Raw genomic sequence first — 20,272 nt, forward strand, 5'->3', positions numbered from 1 at the left:
GATGGTCTAACGGACGATCGAGCCAGCCGGGGTGCGTGTCAGCACTTCGGCGCCCGCATCGGTCAGCAGCACGGTGTTTGAGACGAAATGGTCGCCGCGCCCGGTGCCCATCAGCCAGGACAGGATGTGGAAGCTCATTCCCGTTTCGATCTCGAGATCGGAATCGTGCCTAAGCCCGGTTACCGAATTGCCGCCGGTCCAGGATGGCGGCTGGCCGATGCCGACCAGATAGCCGCAATGATGGCGGCGATAATGCGAGAGGCCGGCTTTGTCGGCGACGCCCTGCCAGGCGGCATAGACGTCGCGCGCCTTCACACCGGGCTTGAGCGCCTTGACGACGGCGTCGAATGCCTTGGCCGTGACCTCGGCCATCGCCGCGTCTTCATCCTTGATGCTGCCGATGCGGATCACCCGGCCGAGCGGTGCATGATAGCGCGAGATGCAGCCGGAGAGTTCGACGAAGACAGGCTCGCCGGCGCGGTAGATGCCGTCGCCCCAGGTCGTGTGTTCTTCGCCAAGCCGGCGGGCAGGGCGGATGAACGGCCCGAAGCCCGGTGCATGGCCACCGGCGCGGATCATTGCCGCCACGCATTGGGCGGCGACCTCCTGTTCGGCCGCGCCGTCGGAGATCGCCGCGATCGCGGCGCCTGCGGCGGCATCCGTAACCTTGGCGGCGCGACGCATCAGCACCTGTTCCTCGGCGCTCTTCACCCGCCGCATCCCATCGACAAGCCCGGAGATATCGCTCCACTGCGCATCGGTTTGGGCCTCGAGTTTCAGCGCGAGGCCATGGCTCAGCCCCGAGGTCCAGTGTTCGAGGCCGATCCGCTTGCCGGTCAGGCCAAGCTCGGAAATCATGCGCGCGGCAAGATCGGCCGCGGTCTCGCTGTCGGAATGGCCGCGGAATTCTGCCGCCTTCACCTGGTTCTCGATCGTCACTTTCTCCATCGACCGGGTGACCAGGACCGGCCGGCGGTCGAGCGGGACGATCAACAGATGCGGCGCGAAATAGCCCCAATGGTCGAGGCCGGTGAGGTAGAAGATGTTTTCCGGGGAAGCGAAGACGGCGGCGTCGAGCTGGCGCTCGGCCAGCGCCGTGCGGACCTTCGACAGGCGGCCGGCGATTTCTGCTTCGGAAAAAGGATTTCGGTCCATTTTGTATCCTTGAATTGCCGGCTTTGATGTCGGGGTTAGTCGATGATGATGAGGTCGCGGGTCACGTCGCAGAGCCGCTCGCCGCCGTCTTCGGTAACGACGAAGGATTCGGAGATGGCGACGCCGAAATCGTCGAGCCAGACGCCGGCCATGAAGTGGAAGCACATGCCGGGTCGCAGCTCGGTCTTGTCGCCGGGCCTCAGGCTCGCGGTGCGTTCGCCCCAATCCGGCGGATAGGCGAGGCCGACAGGATAGCCGACGCGGCTTTCCTTCTTTAGTCCGTTTCGGCGCAACACCGCCTGCCAGGCGGCTTCGACCTGTTCGGCGCTGTTGCCGGGCCGGGCCAGTTCGAGGCCGGCATCGACGCCTTCGACGATCACCTTGGCCATGTCGGAGAGGGCGGTCGGCGGCTTGCCGAAATGCACCGTCCGGGTCAGCGCCGCGTGGTAGCGCCGTCGCACGCCGGCGATTTCGATGATCGCCAGCCCGCTGTCGGGAAGCGGCGCGTCCGACCAGGTCAGGTGTGGTGTGCTGGTGCCTTCACCCACCGGCATCAGCGGACAGATTGCGGCATAGTCGCCACCGGCGCCCGGCACGCCCATGATCTGCGCATGATAGATCTCGGCAATCACGTGGTTCTGCGGCACGCCCGGCCGCATCTTTTCGACGGCGCGGTTCATGGCATTGCTGCAGATCGCGCCGGCTTCGCGGATCAGCGCCAGCTCGGCGTCCGATTTCACCAGCCGGGCCCAGTTGACGAGATCATGATTGTTGCTGAAGCGCGCCTTGGGCAGACCGCCGACCAGATGAGCATGGCAGCGCGCCGTATAGTAATGCGCATCCATCTCGACGCCGATGCGCGCCCGTTCCCAACCGCGTGCCCGGATCAGGCCGGCGAGCTCGTCATAGGGATGCTCGACGGGCTGCTGCACCAGCCGCTCCGAGAACGAGACGATGTTTTCTTCGGGCAAGCCGGTGGTCATGCGGGCGCTCCTGGCGTCCTGCGCCCTGCCGAACCAGATCGGCCGCTCTTCCTCCAGATGGACGAGCACGCATTGCGGCACATAGAAGGACCACCCGTCATAGCCGGTCAGCCAGCACATGTTTGCGGGGTCCTGGCAGACGATGAGATCGAAGCCGGTCTTCTCCATGCGCTGCTTCACGCCTGTCAGGCGCTGCGCATATTCCGTCTTCGTAAAGCTGCCTGAGCCGCTCAACACTCGTTCCCCTGAACGTCACACCAATTCGACAAATGGGTAATTGTGCACAACTATCGGCCACCTCGGCCGTACATTCGAACCAAACGCGTCGATTTTTCAGGATTCGTACCGCGCGTCTTGCGATATGTCCAGATGAGTTGTATACGTCTTACATGCTCGCTGCGACGGAGGAGAAACGTCGTCCGGGTCAAGGCAATCGTCAAAAAGAAAAGGGGAATGCATGCTCATGTCTCAGATAACCCGCCGCGCGGTTGTGAAGGCGGCCGCCTGCCTTGCGCTCGCCGCGACCGCGTTCACATCGCTGCCAGCCCATGCGGAAACGACCCTCGAACGGGCCAAGAAGGACGGTTACATCCGTGTCGGCTTCGCCAACGAGGCGCCGTTCGGTTTTGCAACGCCTGACGGCAAGCTGACCGGCGAAGCGCCGGAAGTCGCCAAGGCGGTGCTCGCCAAGATGGGCATCCCGCAGGTGGACGGCGTGCTGACCGAATTCGGCTCGCTCATCCCCGGTCTCAAGGCCGGACGCTTCGACATCATCGCCGCCGGCATGTTCATCAATCCGAAGCGCTGCGCCGAGATCAATTTCTCCGAGCCGTCCTACGGCATCGGTGAGGCCATGCTGGTTGCGAAGGGCAATCCGAAAGGCCTGAAGGACTATACGAGCATCAAGGACAATCCCGATCTCAAGCTCGCCGTGATGGCAGGCGCCGTCGAGGGCGGCCTTGCCAAGGACGCCGGTGTCGCCGAGGCGCAGCTCGTCACCTTGCCCGACCAGTCCAGCCTGGTTGCCGCCGTCCAGTCGGGCCGCGCCGATGCGGCCACGCTGACCGCGCTCTCGATTGCTGAAATGGCCAAGAAGGCGGATGGCGTCGAATCGACCAAGCCGTTCGGCGAGGTTGCCGGCAAGTCGGTGAAAGGCCATGGCGGCTTCGGCTTCCGCAAGGAAGACACCGATCTGCAGGAAGCGTTCAACGCCGAACTGAAGAAATTCCTCGGGTCACCCGAGCACATCGCCCTGGTCGAGCCGCTCGGCTTCGGCAAGGACTATCTGCCGAACAAGACGACCGCGCAGCTCTGCAAGGGCGAATAAGTTCCCAACTGCTGGGCGGTGTGAAAACGCCGCCCTCTTTTTTCTTCGGAGAAGCAGATGGGAATCCGCACGCTCGTTGGCATGTTGGTCGTCTCGCTCGCCGTCATCGGCGTGCTGGCGACGCAAGAAACCTACAGGCTGTTCCTGCCGGGGCTGTTGCAGGGCGCCCTCCTGACGATCGAGATCGCCGTTCTTGGCAGCCTTCTGGCGGTTGCCATGGGCGTGCTCGCCGCATTGGCACGCATGTACGGCCCGGCGCCGCTTAGATGGCTGGCGACCGTCTATGTCGAGATCTTTCGCGGCACCTCGGCGCTGGTGCAATTGTTCTGGCTGTTTTTCGTCCTGCCGCAATTCGGCATCACGCTCGATGCATTTCTGGTCGCCGTTCTGGCGCTGGGGCTGAATGTCGGCGCCTACGGGTCGGAGTGCGTGCGCGGCGCGATCCTGTCCGTTGCCCGCGGCCAATGGGAAGCGTGTACGGCGTTGAACATGAGCCGTGGCCAGATGCTGCGGCGGATCATCCTGCCCCAGGCTTTCGTCGCTATGATCCCGCCCTGGGGCAATCTGTTCATCGAACTCTTGAAATCGACGGCGCTGGTCTCGCTGATCACGCTCTCGGACCTTGCCTTCAAGGCGCAGGAAATGAACCAGAGCACGTTCAAGACCATTCCGATTTTCACGCTCGTCCTGCTGATGTATTTGGCAATGTCGCTGGTTCTCACCATCGGCATGCGACTTCTCGAAACGCGGGCTTCGCTCGGATTGGCTCGGGGGAAGGCAGGATGATCTGGGATTGGGGATTTGCCTTGGAAATCCTGCCGGTGCTCGCGCGCGCCGCGATCGTGTCCATCGAAGCGACGCTGATCGGCTTTGTGCTCGCCGCCTCGCTCGGCCTGGTCCTGGCGGTCGTCCGGATCGCCGTGCCACGGACGGGCTGGACGATTTCGGTGCTGGTCGAGCTGATCCGCTCAACGCCGCTGCTCATCCAGATATTCTTTCTCTATTTCGTCTTTCCGAAATTCGGCGTCGTGCTCGACGCCTTCACCGCCGGTGTTCTCGCCATCGGCATCCACTACGCTGCCTATTGCTCCGAGGTCTATCGCGCCGGCTTCGACAATATCCATCGCGGCCAATGGGAAGCCTCGATCGCGCTCAACCTCTCCTCCTGGACGACCTTCCGCGACATCATCATCCCGCAGGCCATCCCGCCGATCGTGCCGGCGCTGGGCAACTATCTCGTCGCGCTGTTCAAGGAGACGCCGCTGCTTTCGGCCATCGCTGTGCTGGAGCTCATGCAGACGGCCAAGATCATCGGCTCCGAGACATTCCGCTACACCGAACCGATCACACTGGTCGGCCTGTTCTTCCTCGCGATGAGCCTGGTTTCGGCCGCGCTTATTCGTGCCCTCGAACGCCTGCTCAACCGGAGGAACGCGCGATGACGGAACAACCGATGGTCCGCTTCGACAATGTTTCCAAACGCTACGGCTCGTTGACCGTCCTCGACGGCCTGAACCTCGAAATCGCGCGCGGTGAGAAGGTCTCCGTCATCGGTCCGTCCGGCTCAGGCAAAACCACTGTGCTGCGCATGCTGATGACGCTGGAGACGATCAACGACGGCGTCATCTGGGTCGAAGGCGAGCCGCTGACGCATATGAAGAAAAACGGCGCGCTCGTTCCCGCCGACCTCGCCCACATTCGCCGCATCAGGGCGAAGATTGGAATGGTGTTCCAGTCCTTCAACCTCTTCCCGCACATGACCGCGATGGCCAACTGCATCGAGGCGCCGATGACGGTGCTTGGCATGAAGCGGGCCGACGCCGAGGCGCGGGCAGCCGAGCTGCTTGAGATGGTAGGACTCGGGCAGAAGAAGGGCCATTACCCATCGCAGCTCTCCGGCGGCCAGCAGCAGCGCGTCGCCATCGCCAGGGCATTGGCGATGCGGCCCAAGATAATGCTGTTCGACGAGGTGACCTCCGCGCTCGATCCGGAACTTGTCGGCGAAGTGCTGCAGGTGATAAGGCAAATCGGCCGCGAGCATGATTTGACGATGCTCATGGTCACCCACCAGATGGGTTTCGCCAAGGAATTTTCCGATCGCGTCTGCTTCTTCTACCAGGGCAAGATCTGCGAGCAGGGACCGCCAGGCGAGCTGTTCGGTGCCCCTAAGAACGAGCGGACGCGGCAGTTCCTGCACGCTGTCCTGGAGGCTGGATGACGCTGGAGACGGATGCCTCGGCCACCACGGCGATCGCAGAGGCGCCACGACCGCTTTCGGCGCGCGAACGGTTCGAGCGCATCTACCTCATCCTGCGTGACCGCATCTGCCTGCTCGACTACCCGCCGGGAAGCCGCCTCTCCGAAGAAGAACTCGCCCAGGAATTCGAGATCAGCCGCACGCCGGTCCGCCGCGTGCTGGCGCGGCTCGAATCCGAAGGCCTGGTTCAATCCGTGCATGGCGTCGGCACGATCGTCACCGACGTCGATATCGAGGAACTGCAGCAGGTCTATCACTTGCGCCTGGAATTGGCGCTTCTGGTCGGCAAGCTTTCGCCGATCCCGCGAACGGCGGCCGACCTGGATCGGATCCGGGCGCTCATTGCGCGCTGTGATTCCGATATGCTCAATCCGGATCAGCGCGCTTTCCTGCAGCTGAATATGGATTTCTTCTCCGAACTGACCGCCATGACCGGGAACCAGCCGCTACGCGAGATAAGCGAGAGATTATATTTCCAGGTGGCGCGTGTCGTTCTGAAGATGATGCCGCAACTGGGTTTGGTGGAGGAGTTCACGGCCTTCCGGCGTGAAATGGAGGAAGTTCTGGCCGCGGCAGAGATCGGCGACTGGGAATCGATCGGGCATATAAGGCGCGCCCATATCTCCATGAGCTTTCGGCGCATGATCCGGCATGCTGGCCGAAGTTAAGACAGCGCGTACTCTTGCCGGAATCTGCCAGCCGTCACGACCGTTTCATTCTTGCGGAGGCTGATGAGAGCAGGCAGAAATGGTTGCCATCATCATCGCTGCGCTACTCATAGTCGCTGGCATTGTCTACCTGGCGGGCGCGGATCTGGCACGCGGCCGGCCCGACTCTCGAGCCGCGCCGGTGTGGGCTAGGTTCGTCGGCCATAGATTATCCCGTACATTGTCTCGGCATGGCGGTGAGACTGCGGTGAAACGCCAAACCGCTCTAAAAGCGCGTCGCGATGAAACGGATTCAGGCGACGCGCTTTAAGTCTTTGTTTTGATGCATGTCGTTGTCCGAAACCGCTGCGCAGTTGGGCGACATGCATTAAGGTTCCGCTCGCTGGATGGTGACCGATTTGAACGCCACCTCGCCATTTCCCAGGGCCCAGACACGAAATTCCATGGTTGATGTGTGCTCGATCGAGAAGAGCAATTGTTGCGGCCCATGACTTTCCGTCAGGTCTTTCTGTGCCAGGATCGTCCCTCCTGGCGACGATGCCGCGTCGAGGCGGGCAACCGCAGCCGGATTGCCATTGGCTTCGACATCGAAGGTAAGGCGATACGTCCCTCGGGCAACACTCACATAGGGGCCATAAAACAGTGCCCCTTTCGCCGTCGTCCGCGCCACCAGCGCCTTCGCATCGCCACGCTCTTGCAGGGAGCCCACTTGGGTAGGCGCGCCGGCGTTGGCATGAAAAGTCACCGGCTGCTTGAAGCGAATATCCCAACCCGGCAGCTTTGCCGCGATGTTTTCTCCGAATACGAAAATGCCAAGGTTACCGAATTGAAGCTTCCGCGAGACGGGCAACCCGAGTGCCGCCAACTGCTTCCAGTCGACCTTATTTGCTTCCTCCTGTGTCAGCACAAGAAACGTCTCGCCCTTCCACGCATCGGCAAGGTACCACCGGTCCGAGGACAGGAAGCGCATCGGCGTCGGCAGTGGGCCGTCCAGGGTGATCTGCCGAACCAGAACCCGTTCATCGGACAGCACGCTGAGCGGACCGGCATTCCAGTAGGTGGCGTAGCCATAGGCCAGCCCATTATCCTCGAGATAGCGCGCCAGGCCCGAAAAATCGATGGCTCGGGGTTGCTGCAGCCCCAGGTTCATATGCGACTGGGGATCCGACCTGACGAAGGTCGGATAGGCGCTTGTCAGCAGCCCGGCAAGGACCACCGCCACGCTGATGAACTCGATAGGTCGCAGCCGCATGTCGAGAGGCGTTGCCAACGCCGCGATGGCCATCGTGATCAGCGACGGCACCAGGTAACGGGAACTTGCGATCGGTTCGGCCAGGTTCGGTATCGTCGTCGCCACTTGCAGAAAGCACACCGACAGCAGCGCCACCGATCCGTAGATGGCGAGCGGCCTGACCTCGCCGTCCGGTCTGGCCGATGTTGCCACCGCCCGCACGATCAACCAGACCAACAGGATCGCCACGACCATTCGCACCGCGCCGTACAGGCCGATCACGGACAGAAGTTCGCTGTCTCCCGGCGGCTGCCCGCCGAAAATGACCAGCATCTCCTTGCCCAGGATCGCGAGATTGCCGACGATCGCGTCATATGGCAGCCATTTGATGGAGGACGCGTCGCGCGCGGCATTGTTCACATGCGCGAAGGTCACTGCGTAGAGGATGGTCCCGCCGCCTATCCCCGCGCAGATCGAAGCCGCCATGCCCAGCAGGGATGCTCTTCCCGCACCGCCCCGATGGTCGCCTGGTCTGTATATCGACCACAGCGCCGCGGTGACGAACGGCATTCCGATGGTAATAAGCGCGCGCTGGGGGTTGCCCCAGAACTCGGTCGTAATCAGGACGCAGAGCAGCACGCTCCATAGGACGACATGCTTCGTCGACTGCGCCCTCGTCAGCCTGACGAGGCAGTATATCAAGTAGAGCGACATATAAAGGATGGTGCCGTATGAGGCCTGCCCGTAGAGATTTTCGGCCAGCAGTCCGGAAATTCCCGCCGCCATGGACGCCGTTATCAGCGTTCGCTGTGTCTTGCCGATCGGTGCCAGGCCGGTAGCGAGCCAGACGCTGTGCAGCACAAGTATGGATGTAACAAGACCCGAGATCGCGTGAACGGTAAAGCCGGCGGGAAGAAAAATCATCGCCGGAATGGCGAAGAGCTGTCCAAATACAACGACAATGTCATTGTTTCCATAATACCAGTCCGGCGGGAAGAAGTGGTGGCTATCGATGATCTCCCTCGCCAGCAGTATCTTCATGGCGCTGTCGGCGTTAAATAATTTTTTGTATCCCACAAAAACGTAGAATACGAGGAAGCAGAAATTGACGGCCAGAATCAATGCAGCCGCGGGAAACCAATAGGACCTGCCTTCGGACGGCCTCGCCGCTGGTAAGTTCTGCATGGTCGGGATCGCCAGCGACGACTCCTGGATTGACATCGTTCGGTTGAGCTCCCCCTAGGCCGTGCATGCTACCAAAGCGAGGAGCAGGCACGGGAACCGGCCTAGATGGACTGTCTGGCACTACCTTTGTCAACCGGCACGGGCCAATCGAAACTGGCATCGACGGCTCCTGGCGGAAGGCGGCCTGGCCGGCCGGAGACAGAAGTGCTGGCGAAAGGCCGTCCGGCGCGCTTATAGCCGCGGGCTCAACCCAAATGGATGTCCGGCATGCTACAGTCCAGGCGTTGCGGCGCTCGCCGATTCGAGGGAACGGAGACACAAACTGGACAACCGCGCCATCGGCATCACGCTCATTGTTGCGGCCGTATTCCTGCTCACCATGGCCCAGATCATCATCAAATCCCGGCTGACCGAGCATGGGGCCGTACCGTTCGGCCTTGCCGAAGGTTGGCCCTATCTTCTCGGGCTGCTCGCCGACTGGCGGGCTTGGCTGGGCGGCCTTGGCCTCGTGGCCTCCAGCATTCTATGGTATTCCGCTGTTTCAAGAATCCCGCTGTCGCTGGCCTTCCCGTTTGCAGCGCTCGCCTATCCTCTTGTCTTCGCCAGTTCGATCCTTGTCCTGCATGAGCGATTCAGCTGGCAGTCCCTTGCCGGCAACGGCTTGATTGTCCTCGGCGTGGTGCTGGCGGCGAGCCAATTGCCTTAACGGTTAACCTTGGCAAGGTTCCCCGCGGTCACGGACGCTTCGCCACCACCAGGCGGGAGCCGCCGACGGGAAGGGTGAGGCCCGTCGCGAGGAGCAGGCTTTCGATCGCCATCACGGATCGCAACGAGGCATTCACGGCCGGCCCGATGCGGAATTCCCTGCCGGCGTCGAACTCGCTGCCTTCGCTGTTGCGTCGTCGCGACAGCAACATCAGCGGCAACAGAAGCGACACGAACGAGGTGCTGTAGACGACCTCCAGTCCCACGCTTTCGATCTTTTCATGCAGCTCCCGCTTTTCATAACGCCGGAAGTGAAACGACTGCTTATCGATCTCGCTCCAGAGCCATTTGTGCTGCGGCACTGAAACGATCACGCCGCCCCCGGGCTTCACCGCGCGCTTCAGGTTCTCCAGCGCTTCGACATCTTCCTCGATGTGTTCGATCACGTCGAAAGCTCCCACGACGTCGAATTCGGCGGCGTAAGGCAATCGCCTTGCGTCCATCTGGGCAAAGCTTGCCGACGGCAAGCGGGCGGCGGCGAAGGGCAAACCGGCAATGAAGATTTCGGTCCCCATCAGCCGGGCGCCGGGAAAGGCACGGACGACGCCGTTCAGGACAAAGCCTGTGCCGCAACCGATCTCGAGGAATGACCGGAGTTGCGGAAAGAACCGCCTCAGCGTGCGCATGATGATGGTATTGCGGGCTTCGAACCAGAAATTGCCGACCTCGCGCTGTGCCAGCTCGGCAAAGAAGCTCTCGCGGAATCCCCCGCCTTCGTTTGCCATCTCGGGCGCCCAGGCAGGAAAGCCGTTCTGGTTGGCCGGCGCAAAGCCGCAGTTCGGGCAGCCCGCATCCGCGGACGCATGTTCCAGACTGCAGCGCGGGCAAACGATCATGCTTCGGATCAACCCCGCTACACGAGCACGGCCAAGCCGAAGCCGGTCTTTCCGTAACCATTGCCGTTATAGAGCATGTAGCGCCGCCCCTCATGATCGAACACGAACGGATATTCGATCATCTCGCTATCCCAGCCTGACTCAGCGCGCGCGATGCCCGCGGCATGGTCGAGGCGCACCCAGTTCAGTCCGTCGTCCGACTCGGCATAGCCGATCCGGTAGCTGTCGCCGCGATAGGAATACCACATGCGCCACAGCTCACCGTCCCGCTTAACCGCCGGGCGGGATATCGCATATTCCTCTTCGTTCGCGAAATCGACGGCGACGCGTCCGTCGCGGCGCCAATGGATGCCGTCGTCCGAGCTTGCATATTTGATGTGATAACGATGGATCGGCTCCTTCGCCGATGCGGTCCAGCCGACGCAGGACGTGTACCACATGTGCCAGAGGCCAGCCTCGTTCAGCACGCAGCAACTGCCGGCAAAATGCGGCTCCCTCATCGAGCGATCGATCAGCGGGCCCGCGGCGAAACGTGAAAACGATCCGTCGAGCGAGGCTGTGGCGAGGCCGATGGCGTTGCGGAACGGGACGGTCACCCCGAGGTTCCAGCCCACATAGTAGAGATGCCGTGTCGGCCCCGCCGTTGTAAGCCAGCTCGCTAGGGAGCCGCTGTCATCGAATTCACCGAGACTGCCCGGCACCAGGACAGGCCAGCGGGCTATGTCGAGGACGCGCTCCGGCGACGAAAGCTCAATGACAACATAGCCGGTGTGGGAGCGTTGCGACGCGTCGCGGGAGCCGAAGTAGATCCTGAACAGATCGCCGTTGACGTGCTCGGCAATCGGCATGGTCGCGTGCGAGCGCATCCATTCGACATCGCCGGTCGGGCAGAACAGGCGGCCAAGTTTCTCCCATCGCACGGGACTATATCCTTCCGAAGGCAAAAGCTTGCTTCACGGTATTTCCCGATACCAGCTCCGTCACGATTCAAGGATGGCGGCGCCGACTCCATCCCTCCCGTAGCCATTTCCGTTGTAGAGCAGAAAGCTGGCTTCGGCGGTGCGCAGCAGACTGGCGTAGCAGACCATTTCGCTGTCCCATCCACTCGCATTGGTGTCGAGCAGCGGCGCCCTCTCGCGCTGCCAATGGACCCCGTCGGCGGATGTCGCTTGATAGACCCGATAGGTCTCTCCCAGGCGCCTGGTGCAATAGAGCATTTCGTAGCCCGCCTCGGTCCTTTGAACGACAGGTCGGGCGATGGCGTGTTCACCCTCGAGGAAAGGCAGGCAAATGTGCTCGTCGGTCTTCCAAATCACGCCGTCGCTGCTCGTGGCGTGTTTGACGGTGTAGTAGTGGATCGGCGCATCCTTGCCTTCCGGGTCGACCTGCCACCGCAGGCCCGACACGTACCACATCCGGAAACTGCCGTCTTCGACGAGCACCCAGGGCGCACCGGCAAGCAAGGGATCATAGTGGTTGCGGCCGAGCACAGGCGCTTCCGATACGCGCTCGAAATGACGGCCCCCGTCGCGCGATTCCGCGAGCCCGATGGCGAAGGTGAAGGGCACCGGGCGGGTCAGTGACCAGCCGGTGTAGTAGAGCACCAGACGGCCGTCGTGATTGACGAGGCAACCGGGCATGGCGCCGCAATCATCGAATGTTCCTGGACGCCCGAGGTCGAGGGACGGCCCATCCGAACGGCCGGTCGGGGTGAGGCCGCCGGCTGTTGCCGCAACATCGACCCAACCGCCGCGCGAGCGATTGCTGTCGTCGCGGCTGGCAAAATGGATGCGGTATGTTTCATTGCCCAGGCTTTGGGCAAACGGGTTCTGGCAATGCGACCGCTCCCAGCCCGAGCCACCTGGGCGACATACCAATCCGGTGCGCTTGAAACGCGACCGCGTCATATCCGTCTCAGCCGCGAGCTCGGCACCTTCGATCGCTCCGTCTCGCCGCCCAGATAGACACCCTCGGGCGCCGCATCCGCCAGAATGAGCGCTCCCGCCCCGATCACGCACTGCTCGCCCACGCGGATATGGTCGCGCAGCGTTGCGTTGACGCCGATGAAGCAGGCTTCGCCGATATCGACGCCGCCCGAGACCACGATATGCGAGGCAAGAAAGCAGTGATCGGCGATGCGGGAATGATGCCCGATATGATTGCCGCTCCACAGTGTCACATTGTTGCCGATGGTCGCAAAAGGTTGAACGACATTGTGCTCGAGGATGAAGCAGTTCTCGCCGATCCTGCCGTCATTGAGCAGGGTGGCCTTCGAACTGAGATAGCTGACGAGATCGTAGCCCAGCGCCTTGAGCGCCAGATATTTCTGGCGGCGAAGCTCGTTCAGCCTGCTGTAGCTGAGCGCCACGAATGCCGCATGGGCATCCGGGGGAAATTGCTCGGCCAACGTCTCGAATGGCACGACCGGGAGGCCCGCCAGCCGGTCCCGCGTCAGAAACGCGCCGTCGACGGTGAACGCCGCGACATCGTGAGCCGAATCGCGGGTGAAATAATAGTGGGCAAGCTCGGCGATATCGCCTGCTCCGAATATGACGATGGGCCGCTTCATGTCTTTCTGACCAGCATGGTGAATTCATAGAGACCATAATCGTGCAGCAGTGCCACGCGCTGCGAATATTTTCTCTTGCAGATGTCAAAGAGATGCCTTGGGTCGGCGTAGAAGAGGTCGGCTCTTCGCTTGTCAATATCCGAGTAGGAGGTCAGGCAATTGAAGGCGAAGCCGCGGTGGCTGGTGGCATCGAGTACATCCAGTGTCGCCTCCAGATAGGCTGCCCATTGGTCGTCCGGGCGCGTCAGCCTGACGTTGAAGATACCGCTGGCGAAGCCGAAGTCGGCCACCTGCGCTGGCGCCGATCCGACTGCAAACCGCGCATCTGAACGATCGCCAAAAAGCCTGACCGCTGCTTCGATCATTTCTTCAGCCAAATCGCAGCCATGGTAGCGAATACCGGCGAAGCGGTCGGCGAGGAAGGGCAGCAGGGCGCCGTAGCCGCATCCGAGGTCGTTGACCGTGAAATCGCCCGGCAGGTCGATCAGCGTTGCCAATTGCCGGAAGCGAAGGAGCTGACCTTCTTCCGTATTCCAGTCCACGCCCTTGGGATTGGCGCCATGCGCCTGCACCTTGTCGGCATAGTAGCGTGCGACCTCGTGCAGGATCGTGCCGCTTTTGTCCGTTGCCGGGGCGCCGATAGACGTCATGGGTACAACCATGGGTGAGGTGTTACGCGCGGAATCGTGTATCGTAGCCGATACTAAATGGACGACTGTGCGAATGATACCGGAATTGAGTTTTGTTTCCCCCTCAACGAAGCAGCCGCTGACGAAGGCGCCGGACGGCTCTGCCTTGCTGGGCGGACCAGGCGAACGCTATCCGTTGATCGAGGGCATGCCGCAGTTGCTTGTCCACTCTGGTCAAGCGCAGGCTTCTGGCGAGAGCCAGGCCTACTATCGTGACCGTGCGAGTGAATACGATCGTGGCATCGAGGCTTTGTTTGCCATGCTCCTTGCCAACGAGGAGCAAACGCGCCGGGAGATGTTTGCCGAGCTCGACCTTCGGCAGGACAGCAGGGTGCTTGAAATCGGTTGCGGGACCTGCCGCGACACCATCCATCTGCTGGATATGCCTATCGATATATTTGCCGGCGACCTGTCGCTCGAGATGCTGCTGACGGGGCAGGATCGCCTGCGCCGCGCCGCAAAGGACACCTCGCGGCTGCAGTTGTTCTGCGCCGACGTGATGCATTTGCCCTTCGCGGACGAGTTCTTCGATGCCGTCTATCATTTTGGCGGCCTCAATCTATTCCCCGACCACAAGAAAGCCTTGGAGGAAATTACCCGCGTCGTGAAGCCGAACGGCCGGGTGGTTGTCGGCGACGAAGGTATCGCCCCTTGGCTGGCGAACAGCCAATTCGCCAATATCCTCGAAAATTCCAATCCGCTGTTTCGCCATCGCGCGCCGCTGGATTGTCTCCCGGTCGCGGCGCGGCAGGTCACCTGCCGGTGGATTCTCAGCGGTTCATTCTATCTGATCAGCTTCGTCAAGGGCGAGGGAGAGCCGCCGCTCGACCTCGACGTCGAATTCCCCGGGCGGCGGGGCGGGTCGCATCGGACCCGCTATTTCGGCAAACTGGAGGGCGTTTCGCCCGAATTGCGCGGCCGCGTGCTGGACGCGGCTGCGGCCGAGGGACTATCGGTGACCGCCTGGCTGGAAAGGACGCTTGGCAGAGCGACCCGGAACGTGGCGCGGGATGGCGTTGACGATTAGAGCAATTCCAGGAAAAGTGTAAACGGTTTTCCGTTCGGAATTGCGTCAAAACAAGGAGATAGAGCATTTCGCCGTTTCCGTGAGACGGTGAAACGCTCTAGTGGCTGACGCCTTCCGGCCGGGAAGACGACCGGTCCTGGGCCGTGCTGACGACGCTCTGTCCGCCGCGATGAATATCCCGGATGATCGTATAGGGGCGGCGTTTGGTTTCGGACAGAATGTTGGCGATGTAGATGCCCAGAATGCCCAGGACGAGCATCGTCATGCCGCCGAAAAACCAGATGGATATGATGATGGAGGTAAAGCCGTTCACGCCGATGCCGGAAAACATGTATCTAAATATATAGAAGAAAATCAGCAATGCGGACAACGTTGAAATAGACAGACCAAAATACAGTATTATATAGAGGATTCTTGTCGATGTCGTCATCAGATAGCGCACTGCCATTTGTATGCGGCGGCTGATCGAATAGGTCGTTGGCGAGAGGGAATGCTTGACGACGACCTGTTGCTCCTGCAGGAAGCCGGCCAACTGGAACAGATGGGCGATGATAAACTCGTGATCCTGATGGCTGACGAGGGCTGCAACATAGGCGCGTGTCATGAGCCGGGCGATCACCAGATTGCGTGGCAGGCGGAAGTCGCTCAGCGCATCGTTGATCGAGAAGAACAGTGCGCCGGTCCACCTCTCAAAGACGCCGCCGCGCCGGTATTCCTGCACCCCATAGACCACATCGAGCTTGCATTGCGACATCTGGTCGGCAAAGGACATCAGCCACTCCGGCTCTTCCTCGAGATCGCTGTCGATAAGGAAGACCCGATCGCCCGTGGCATGGGCCAGTCCGGTCATGATGGCCTTGTGGTGGCCGAAATTCCGCGACAGGTCGATAACGGTCACATGCCGGTCGGCCGCGCTGCGCTGGACCGCGAGGTCCAGGCTGCGGTCTGGCGAGCCGTCATTCACCAGGATGATCTCGAATTCATCGCCGACCAGGCGGCGCGCGGCGGCGGAGGCCCGGTCGCAGAACTCATTGATATACGGCTCGGATTTGTAGAGCGTGCTGACGATCGAAAGCTTCATGAAGGCGGCGGATCCGTTGCTGCGCGAGGCGCTTTCGCCCGACGATACCGGCTATCGTTGCCTCAGTAAAAGCAACGCCGTCAACCGGACTTGCTTCGTTCGACGCTTTCCACGCCAAAATCGGAGGTTTCGCGCATAGTTTTCGACATCGGCTTGCTTGAGCCGCCGATTGATGGAACTGTGCCCCAACGAGGTACAGGAAATACTTCCTTCGGCGATACGAGAGCGCCGATTGGCGGGGGGTGGCGGTGTCCAATTCCTTGAACAGGCCTTTGGCGGCTGCGGAGTCGCAGTCAATCGCATTCAACCGCCTTCACCTGACCGGCCGCGAGATGCGCTACATCGCCGAAGCGCGGGTAGCCCAGCATCTGTCCGGTGACGGGGTTTTCACCAAACGCTGCCATGCCTGGCTCGAGGAGAATGTGGGCTGCGCAAAGGCGCTGCTCACCCATTCATGCACCGCGGCGCTGGAGATGTCCGCCATCCTTCTGGATATCGCTCCCGGCGATGAAATCATCATGCCCTCCTACACTTTCACCTCGACGGCAAATGCGTTTGTGCTGCGTGGCGGCGTGCCGGTATTCGTCGATATCCGCGAGGACACGCTCAATCTCGACGAGCGTCTGATAGAGGCCGCGATCACCCCGCGGACACGCGCGATCGTGGTCGTCCACTATGCCGGAGTCGGCTGCGAGATGGACGCAATACTCGATATTGCTCGCCGGCACGGCCTGAAGGTCGTCGAAGATGCCGCCCAGGGCGCGACAGCGCGCTACAAGGGAAGGCCACTCGGCAGCATCGGCGATCTGGGCACGCTGAGTTTCCACGAAACCAAGAACCTGATTTCCGGCGAGGGCGGAGCGCTGCTGATCAACGACCCCGGACTGAGCGAGCGCGCCGAGATCATCCGCGAAAAGGGAACCGACCGCAGCCGGTTCTTCCGCGGCGAGGTCGATAAATACACGTGGCAGGACATCGGCTCCTCCTATCTTCCCAGCGATCTGCTTGCGGCGTTTCTGCTTGCCCAGCTCGAGGACGCGGAATCGATCACCGCCGAGCGGTTGCGGATCTGGAGCCTCTATCACGACATGCTCGAGCCGCTCGAGCATGCCGGGCAGCTTCGCCGGCCTGTTGTTCCGGCCGCGTGCGAGCACAATGCCCATCTCTACTATGTGCTGCTCCCCGAGGCGGCGGACCGCCCTGGCGCGCTGGCGCGTTTTCGCGAAAATGGCGTCAACGCTATTTTTCACTATGTTCCGCTGCACGAATCGCCGGCGGGGCAGCGCTTCTGCCGAGTTCACGGCGATCTGCGGGTCACCACCGAAACGGCCGAACGCCTGATCAGGCTTCCTCTCTGGTATGGCATCAATGCCGCAGCTCAGGAGCGCGTGGTCGCACTGCTTGGTGCCGTTCAGCGTTAGGCAGGCAAGCCGGACCCATTGGGCTGCACGAAGGATCCAGGCTGAAGCTGCGAGCAGATGACGAAGCGTGTAGCGATCCTCCAGTCCAATTATATCCCCTGGAAGGGTTATTTCGACCTTATTGCCTCGGTCGACGAGTTCATTCTCTACGACGACATGCAATATACCCGCCGTGACTGGCGTAACCGCAACAAGATCAAAACACCGCTCGGCCCGCAATGGCTGACCGTTCCGGTGGTGACCAAGGGAAGATATTTTCAGAAAATTTGCGAGACCGAGATCGACGGCGCCGACTGGGCTCAATCGCATTGGCGGCAGCTACAGGCGAACTATCGTCGAGCAAGCTGCTTCGCGGAAATAGCTGAATGGGCGGAGCCGCTCTATAGCCGCCGCTACACGCATATATCGGAGCTGAACCGCTGCTTTATCGCGGCAATATGCGGGTATCTTGGCATCGCCACGACCATAAAATCGTCCAGCGCCTACGAGTTTCACGGCGAAAGAACCGAGCGCCTGGCAAGCATATGCGCCCAGGCGGGAGGGACCGTCTATGTTTCCGGACCGTCGGCGAAAGACTACATCGTCCAGGATGTCTTCGACACGGCCCGCATAAAGCTCGAGTGGTTCGACTATGCAGGCTATCCCGCCTATCCCCAGCTCTGGACGGGATTCGTGCACGAGGTGTCGATCATCGATCTGCTCTTCAACTGCGGCAAGCAGTCATCCCGGTTTATGAGGTTCGTCACCAGGTGAGCCTGGCGGCGACGAACGCAATCACTTGGGTTTACCGCTCCAGGCAGATTGCCACGCCCTGGCCGCCGCCGATGCAGAGCGAAGCCAAGCCCTTCTTCGCCCCGCGGCGGATCATTTCATGCAGCAGCGTCACCACGATGCGGCAGCCGGAGCCGGCCAGCGGATGGCCGAGCGCGATGGCGCCGCCGCTCATGTTGATGATGTCCTCGTTCCAGCCCATCTCGCGGTTGACCGCGATGGCCTGCGCGGCGAAGGCCTCGTTGATCTCCATCGCTTCGAGATCGGCATGCCGCCATCCGGCCTTGTCGAGCGCACGGCGCGAGGCCGCGACAGGACCGAGGCCCATGTCCATCGGCACGACGCCGGCGGAGGCGTAAGATGCGATGCGGGCGAGGGGCTTTAATCCAAGTTCCTTCATCCGCGCTTCCGACATCACCAGCACCGCGGCGGCGCCGTCATTGAGGCCCGACGAGTTGCCGGCGGTGACTGTTCCTGCGGCGTCGAAGACCGGCTTCAGCCGGCCAAGGCCTTCGATCGTGGTCGAAAGATTGGGGTGCTCGTCACGCTCGACGATGAGCTCGCCTTGCCTGGCCTTGATCGAGACAGGCACGATCTCGTCGTCGAACCTGCCGACGACGCGGCATGAGAGCCTTCGGCCCGCTCCGTGTCGCTCAGAACCGCGGCCCCGCCACCATGCGTGCGACCCGCGCCATGTCGGCGCTCATTTCGCGGTCGTCGCCGAGCGGGGCGACCAGCGCCCGCACGGCTTCATAGCTGCGCCGCGGGCCGTCGCCCATGCTATCCAGCACGCCGCGCAGCTCCACGCCGGTCGCCGCGAAGATCAGTTCCATTGCAACCATATAGCGCAGTCGCTCGATGATCGCGGCCGTCTTGGCCACGACGCGCGGCGCCATCGACGATTGGTCCTCGACGCCGTCGGAGATCGCAAGCGGGCTGAGCGACATCGGATTGGCGAGATGCCGGATCTCCGCTTCGAGCGCCGCGACCGGCTTCTGCAGTTCCGCATAACCCTGGCGGCTGCCGCCTTTGGCCGACAGGAAGCGCGGCAGCTCCGCCACCGTTGGCGACATCAGCTTCATCGAACGGTTGGCTGTGCCGACCGCGCAATGCGCCAGTGCCTGGCCGAGGTTTTCCCAGGTCAGCGTGAACGCCGTCAGGTCGAAATTGCCGTTGGAAACGACGCGCTCGGCCCCGGGCAGGATGACAGGATTATCGCCGGAATGGCCAAGCTCAATCTCCGTCGCCAGCCTGGCTTGCTCGAACGCATGGACCAGCCCGCCCCAAACTTGCGGCACGCAGCGGAAGCTCAGCGGATCCTGGAGGCGTCGCGCGGCGCTCTCCTGCCAGAGCCCGCTTCCCGAAAGCTCGGCCCTCAGCCTGGCGCCGATCTCGCGCTGGCCGAAAGCCGGGCGCGCCGCTAAGGCATGCTCGTCGATGGCCTTGAGCGACGCGCGAAAAGCTTCGTAGTTCAGCGCCACGGCCGCAAGCGACCAATCGATCAGGCATGCGACGTCTTCCAGGGCGAGGCAGGCCGTTCCGGTCGAAAGGCTGTTGGCGACGATGATGGCGTGGCCGTCCTTCTCGCGCAGGTCGAGCGGTTCGAGCCCGGCGAGCTTGAGCGCCTTGGCTGAAGCCATGATCCGGCCCTGATATTCCGTCTCGCCGTCGCCGCGTAGCGCCCTCGCCAGATGGCCGAGCGGCGCAAGGTCCGCGGCACCTACCGATCCCCAGGAGGGTATCACCGGATGGACGCCGGCGTTGAGCGCCGCGACCAGGCCCATGATGACGCCCTCGGATGTGCCGGTGCCGCCCGCGGCCATGCCGCAGATACGCGCGGTCATCAGCGCCCGCACCGCCTCGGTCGGCAGCGACGGGCCGGCGCCCATGGAGTGGCTGAGCGGCACGCTGTGCTGGAAGGCGATCAGGTCGGCTGCCGCAAGCGGCGTGTCGACACAGGCGCCAAGGCCCGTGGTGACGCCGTAGAGCGGCTTGCCGAGTTGGGTGAGATGCTCGATGACGGCGCGGCTGGCACGAATGCGGCGCATGGCTTCCTCGCCGAGCACGAGGCGGGCATTGCGCCGCGCGACCTCGGCGACATCGGCCGCGCCGAGCGGCTTGGCGTCGAGAATTACCACTCTGGCTGTCATCTGGGCGGCTATTCCTTACGCGTGCCGGGGACCGGCTGCTTTGCGACCGAACGAACACAGGATAGCTGCCTTCAGCGCCGGATATTATCGAAAATCCGCCGTCGCAATTGCCGTTATCTTACTTCGGCGGTGTCGGGCTATCCGAGAGGAGTCGGCA

Annotated in this window: 19 protein-coding genes and 1 pseudogene; 9 read left to right on the plus strand and 11 right to left on the minus strand. The window is 62.1% G+C overall.

All coding sequences use genetic code 11. The features are described 5' to 3' along the window. Nucleotides 1–6: 6 nt before the first annotated feature. Entirely contained in the window at nt 7–1,155 is a 1,149-nt protein-coding gene (locus tag RFM68_RS06630) for a M24 family metallopeptidase (RefSeq protein WP_320231910.1), read from the minus strand. Nucleotides 1,156–1,190: 35 nt separating this feature from the next. After that, nucleotides 1,191–2,372: a M24 family metallopeptidase gene (locus RFM68_RS06635; protein ID WP_320231911.1), complete on the minus strand. Its 1,182-nt coding sequence runs from the start codon at nt 2,370–2,372 to the stop codon at nt 1,191–1,193. A gap of 229 nt (nt 2,373–2,601) precedes the next feature. On the opposite strand from RFM68_RS06635, the gene ehuB reads away from it, so the two are divergent. From ehuB to RFM68_RS06660, 5 genes are read left to right on the plus strand one after another with little or no spacing between them, the layout of a single operon-like run. Next, nucleotides 2,602–3,465 carry an ectoine/hydroxyectoine ABC transporter substrate-binding protein EhuB gene (ehuB, locus tag RFM68_RS06640; protein ID WP_320231912.1) on the plus strand — a complete coding sequence of 288 codons (864 nt, stop codon included), beginning with the start codon at nt 2,602–2,604 and terminating at the stop codon, nt 3,463–3,465. A gap of 57 nt (nt 3,466–3,522) precedes the next feature. Continuing rightward, entirely contained in the window at nt 3,523–4,251 is a 729-nt protein-coding gene (gene ehuC / locus RFM68_RS06645) for an ectoine/hydroxyectoine ABC transporter permease subunit EhuC (RefSeq protein WP_320231913.1), read from the plus strand. Beyond that, entirely contained in the window at nt 4,248–4,907 is a 660-nt protein-coding gene (gene ehuD / locus RFM68_RS06650; protein WP_320231914.1) for an ectoine/hydroxyectoine ABC transporter permease subunit EhuD, read from the plus strand. Before ehuC ends, ehuD begins: the two co-directional genes overlap by 4 nt. Continuing rightward, on the plus strand, nt 4,904–5,683 hold the full coding sequence (gene ehuA / locus RFM68_RS06655; protein WP_320231915.1) for an ectoine/hydroxyectoine ABC transporter ATP-binding protein EhuA: 780 nt from the start codon (nt 4,904–4,906) through the stop codon (nt 5,681–5,683). The genes ehuD and ehuA overlap by 4 nt, the downstream gene beginning before the upstream one ends. Next, nucleotides 5,680–6,390: a GntR family transcriptional regulator gene (locus RFM68_RS06660; RefSeq protein WP_320231916.1), complete on the plus strand. Its 711-nt coding sequence runs from the start codon at nt 5,680–5,682 to the stop codon at nt 6,388–6,390. Before ehuA ends, RFM68_RS06660 begins: the two co-directional genes overlap by 4 nt. Before the next feature lie 367 nt (nt 6,391–6,757). Here RFM68_RS06660 and RFM68_RS06665 read toward each other — a convergent pair whose 3' ends face one another. Then, nucleotides 6,758–8,842, minus strand: coding sequence for a hypothetical protein (locus tag RFM68_RS06665; protein ID WP_320231917.1), 2,085 nt, complete (start codon nt 8,840–8,842; stop codon nt 6,758–6,760). Nucleotides 8,843–9,185: 343 nt separating this feature from the next. Here RFM68_RS06665 and RFM68_RS06670 point away from each other — a divergent pair, with 343 nt between their 5' ends. Continuing rightward, entirely contained in the window at nt 9,186–9,512 is a 327-nt protein-coding gene (locus RFM68_RS06670; RefSeq protein ID WP_320231918.1) for an EamA family transporter, read from the plus strand. A 28-nt stretch (nt 9,513–9,540) separates the two neighbouring features. Here RFM68_RS06670 and RFM68_RS06675 read toward each other — a convergent pair whose 3' ends face one another. From RFM68_RS06675 to RFM68_RS06695, 5 genes are all read right to left on the minus strand, one after another. Continuing rightward, nucleotides 9,541–10,296, minus strand: a complete 756-nt coding sequence (locus tag RFM68_RS06675) for a class I SAM-dependent methyltransferase (protein WP_320231919.1) — start codon at nt 10,294–10,296, stop codon at nt 9,541–9,543. A gap of 128 nt (nt 10,297–10,424) precedes the next feature. Further along, entirely contained in the window at nt 10,425–11,273 is an 849-nt protein-coding gene (locus RFM68_RS06680; protein WP_320231920.1) for a glycoside hydrolase family protein, read from the minus strand. A 114-nt stretch (nt 11,274–11,387) separates the two neighbouring features. After that, complete coding sequence (locus RFM68_RS06685; protein ID WP_320231921.1) at nt 11,388–12,314, minus strand: glycoside hydrolase family protein; 927 nt, start codon at nt 12,312–12,314, stop codon at nt 11,388–11,390. Continuing rightward, nucleotides 12,311–12,976 carry an acetyltransferase gene (locus RFM68_RS06690; protein WP_320231922.1) on the minus strand — a complete coding sequence of 222 codons (666 nt, stop codon included), beginning with the start codon at nt 12,974–12,976 and terminating at the stop codon, nt 12,311–12,313. Before RFM68_RS06690 ends, RFM68_RS06685 begins: the two co-directional genes overlap by 4 nt. Continuing rightward, a complete protein-coding gene (locus tag RFM68_RS06695; RefSeq protein ID WP_320231923.1) occupies nt 12,973–13,548 on the minus strand; it encodes a class I SAM-dependent methyltransferase in 576 nt (191 codons plus the stop codon). Before RFM68_RS06695 ends, RFM68_RS06690 begins: the two co-directional genes overlap by 4 nt. A gap of 76 nt (nt 13,549–13,624) precedes the next feature. Between RFM68_RS06695 and RFM68_RS06700 the strand changes: the two genes are divergently transcribed. Then, a complete protein-coding gene (locus tag RFM68_RS06700; RefSeq protein WP_320231924.1) occupies nt 13,625–14,692 on the plus strand; it encodes a class I SAM-dependent methyltransferase in 1,068 nt (355 codons plus the stop codon). Nucleotides 14,693–14,789: 97 nt separating this feature from the next. Here the strand turns inward: RFM68_RS06700 and RFM68_RS06705 are convergent, their stop codons facing one another. After that, entirely contained in the window at nt 14,790–15,773 is a 984-nt protein-coding gene (locus RFM68_RS06705) for a glycosyltransferase family 2 protein (RefSeq protein WP_320231925.1), read from the minus strand. Between the two features lie 272 nt (nt 15,774–16,045). Here RFM68_RS06705 and rffA point away from each other — a divergent pair, with 272 nt between their 5' ends. Continuing rightward, nucleotides 16,046–17,194, plus strand: a complete 1,149-nt coding sequence (rffA, locus tag RFM68_RS06710) for a dTDP-4-amino-4,6-dideoxygalactose transaminase (protein ID WP_347343990.1) — start codon at nt 16,046–16,048, stop codon at nt 17,192–17,194. Nucleotides 17,195–17,251: 57 nt separating this feature from the next. Then, nucleotides 17,252–17,947, plus strand: coding sequence for a WbqC family protein (locus tag RFM68_RS06715; RefSeq protein WP_320231926.1), 696 nt, complete (start codon nt 17,252–17,254; stop codon nt 17,945–17,947). A 31-nt stretch (nt 17,948–17,978) separates the two neighbouring features. On the opposite strand, the pseudogene RFM68_RS06720 reads toward RFM68_RS06715, so the two are convergent. Together RFM68_RS06720 and RFM68_RS06725 are read right to left on the minus strand one after the other, a co-directional pair. Then, nucleotides 17,979–18,569 (minus strand): annotated as a pseudogene (locus tag RFM68_RS06720) (acetyl-CoA C-acyltransferase); the annotation flags it as partial. A gap of 49 nt (nt 18,570–18,618) precedes the next feature. Then, on the minus strand, nt 18,619–20,115 hold the full coding sequence (locus RFM68_RS06725; protein WP_320231927.1) for an HAL/PAL/TAL family ammonia-lyase: 1,497 nt from the start codon (nt 20,113–20,115) through the stop codon (nt 18,619–18,621). Nucleotides 20,116–20,272 lie beyond the last annotated feature (157 nt).

Origin of the sequence: Mesorhizobium montanum, assembly GCF_033977145.1 — a bacterium.
GTDB lineage: Bacteria > Pseudomonadota > Alphaproteobacteria > Rhizobiales > Rhizobiaceae > Mesorhizobium > Mesorhizobium montanum.

Bases quoted from the DNA above. Each gene is read 5' to 3' on its own strand.
- RFM68_RS06630 (WP_320231910.1), bottom strand. From the start codon at position 1,155: ATGGACCGAAATCCTTTTTCCGAAGCAGAAATCGCCGGCCGCCTGTCG.
- ehuB (WP_320231912.1), top strand. From the start codon at position 2,602: ATGTCTCAGATAACCCGCCGCGCGGTTGTGAAGGCGGCCGCCTGCCTT.
- ehuC (WP_320231913.1), top strand. From the start codon at position 3,523: ATGGGAATCCGCACGCTCGTTGGCATGTTGGTCGTCTCGCTCGCCGTC.
- ehuD (WP_320231914.1), top strand. From the start codon at position 4,248: ATGATCTGGGATTGGGGATTTGCCTTGGAAATCCTGCCGGTGCTCGCG.
- ehuA (WP_320231915.1), top strand. From the start codon at position 4,904: ATGACGGAACAACCGATGGTCCGCTTCGACAATGTTTCCAAACGCTAC.
- RFM68_RS06660 (WP_320231916.1), top strand. From the start codon at position 5,680: ATGACGCTGGAGACGGATGCCTCGGCCACCACGGCGATCGCAGAGGCG.
- RFM68_RS06665 (WP_320231917.1), bottom strand. From the start codon at position 8,842: ATGTCAATCCAGGAGTCGTCGCTGGCGATCCCGACCATGCAGAACTTA.
- RFM68_RS06670 (WP_320231918.1), top strand. From the start codon at position 9,186: ATGGCCCAGATCATCATCAAATCCCGGCTGACCGAGCATGGGGCCGTA.
- RFM68_RS06675 (WP_320231919.1), bottom strand. From the start codon at position 10,296: ATGGCAAACGAAGGCGGGGGATTCCGCGAGAGCTTCTTTGCCGAGCTG.
- RFM68_RS06680 (WP_320231920.1), bottom strand. From the start codon at position 11,273: ATGCGCTCGCACGCGACCATGCCGATTGCCGAGCACGTCAACGGCGAT.
- RFM68_RS06685 (WP_320231921.1), bottom strand. From the start codon at position 12,314: ATGACGCGGTCGCGTTTCAAGCGCACCGGATTGGTATGTCGCCCAGGT.
- RFM68_RS06690 (WP_320231922.1), bottom strand. From the start codon at position 12,976: ATGAAGCGGCCCATCGTCATATTCGGAGCAGGCGATATCGCCGAGCTT.
- RFM68_RS06700 (WP_320231924.1), top strand. From the start codon at position 13,625: ATGGGTACAACCATGGGTGAGGTGTTACGCGCGGAATCGTGTATCGTA.
- RFM68_RS06705 (WP_320231925.1), bottom strand. From the start codon at position 15,773: ATGAAGCTTTCGATCGTCAGCACGCTCTACAAATCCGAGCCGTATATC.
- RFM68_RS06715 (WP_320231926.1), top strand. From the start codon at position 17,252: ATGACGAAGCGTGTAGCGATCCTCCAGTCCAATTATATCCCCTGGAAG.
- RFM68_RS06725 (WP_320231927.1), bottom strand. From the start codon at position 20,115: ATGACAGCCAGAGTGGTAATTCTCGACGCCAAGCCGCTCGGCGCGGCC.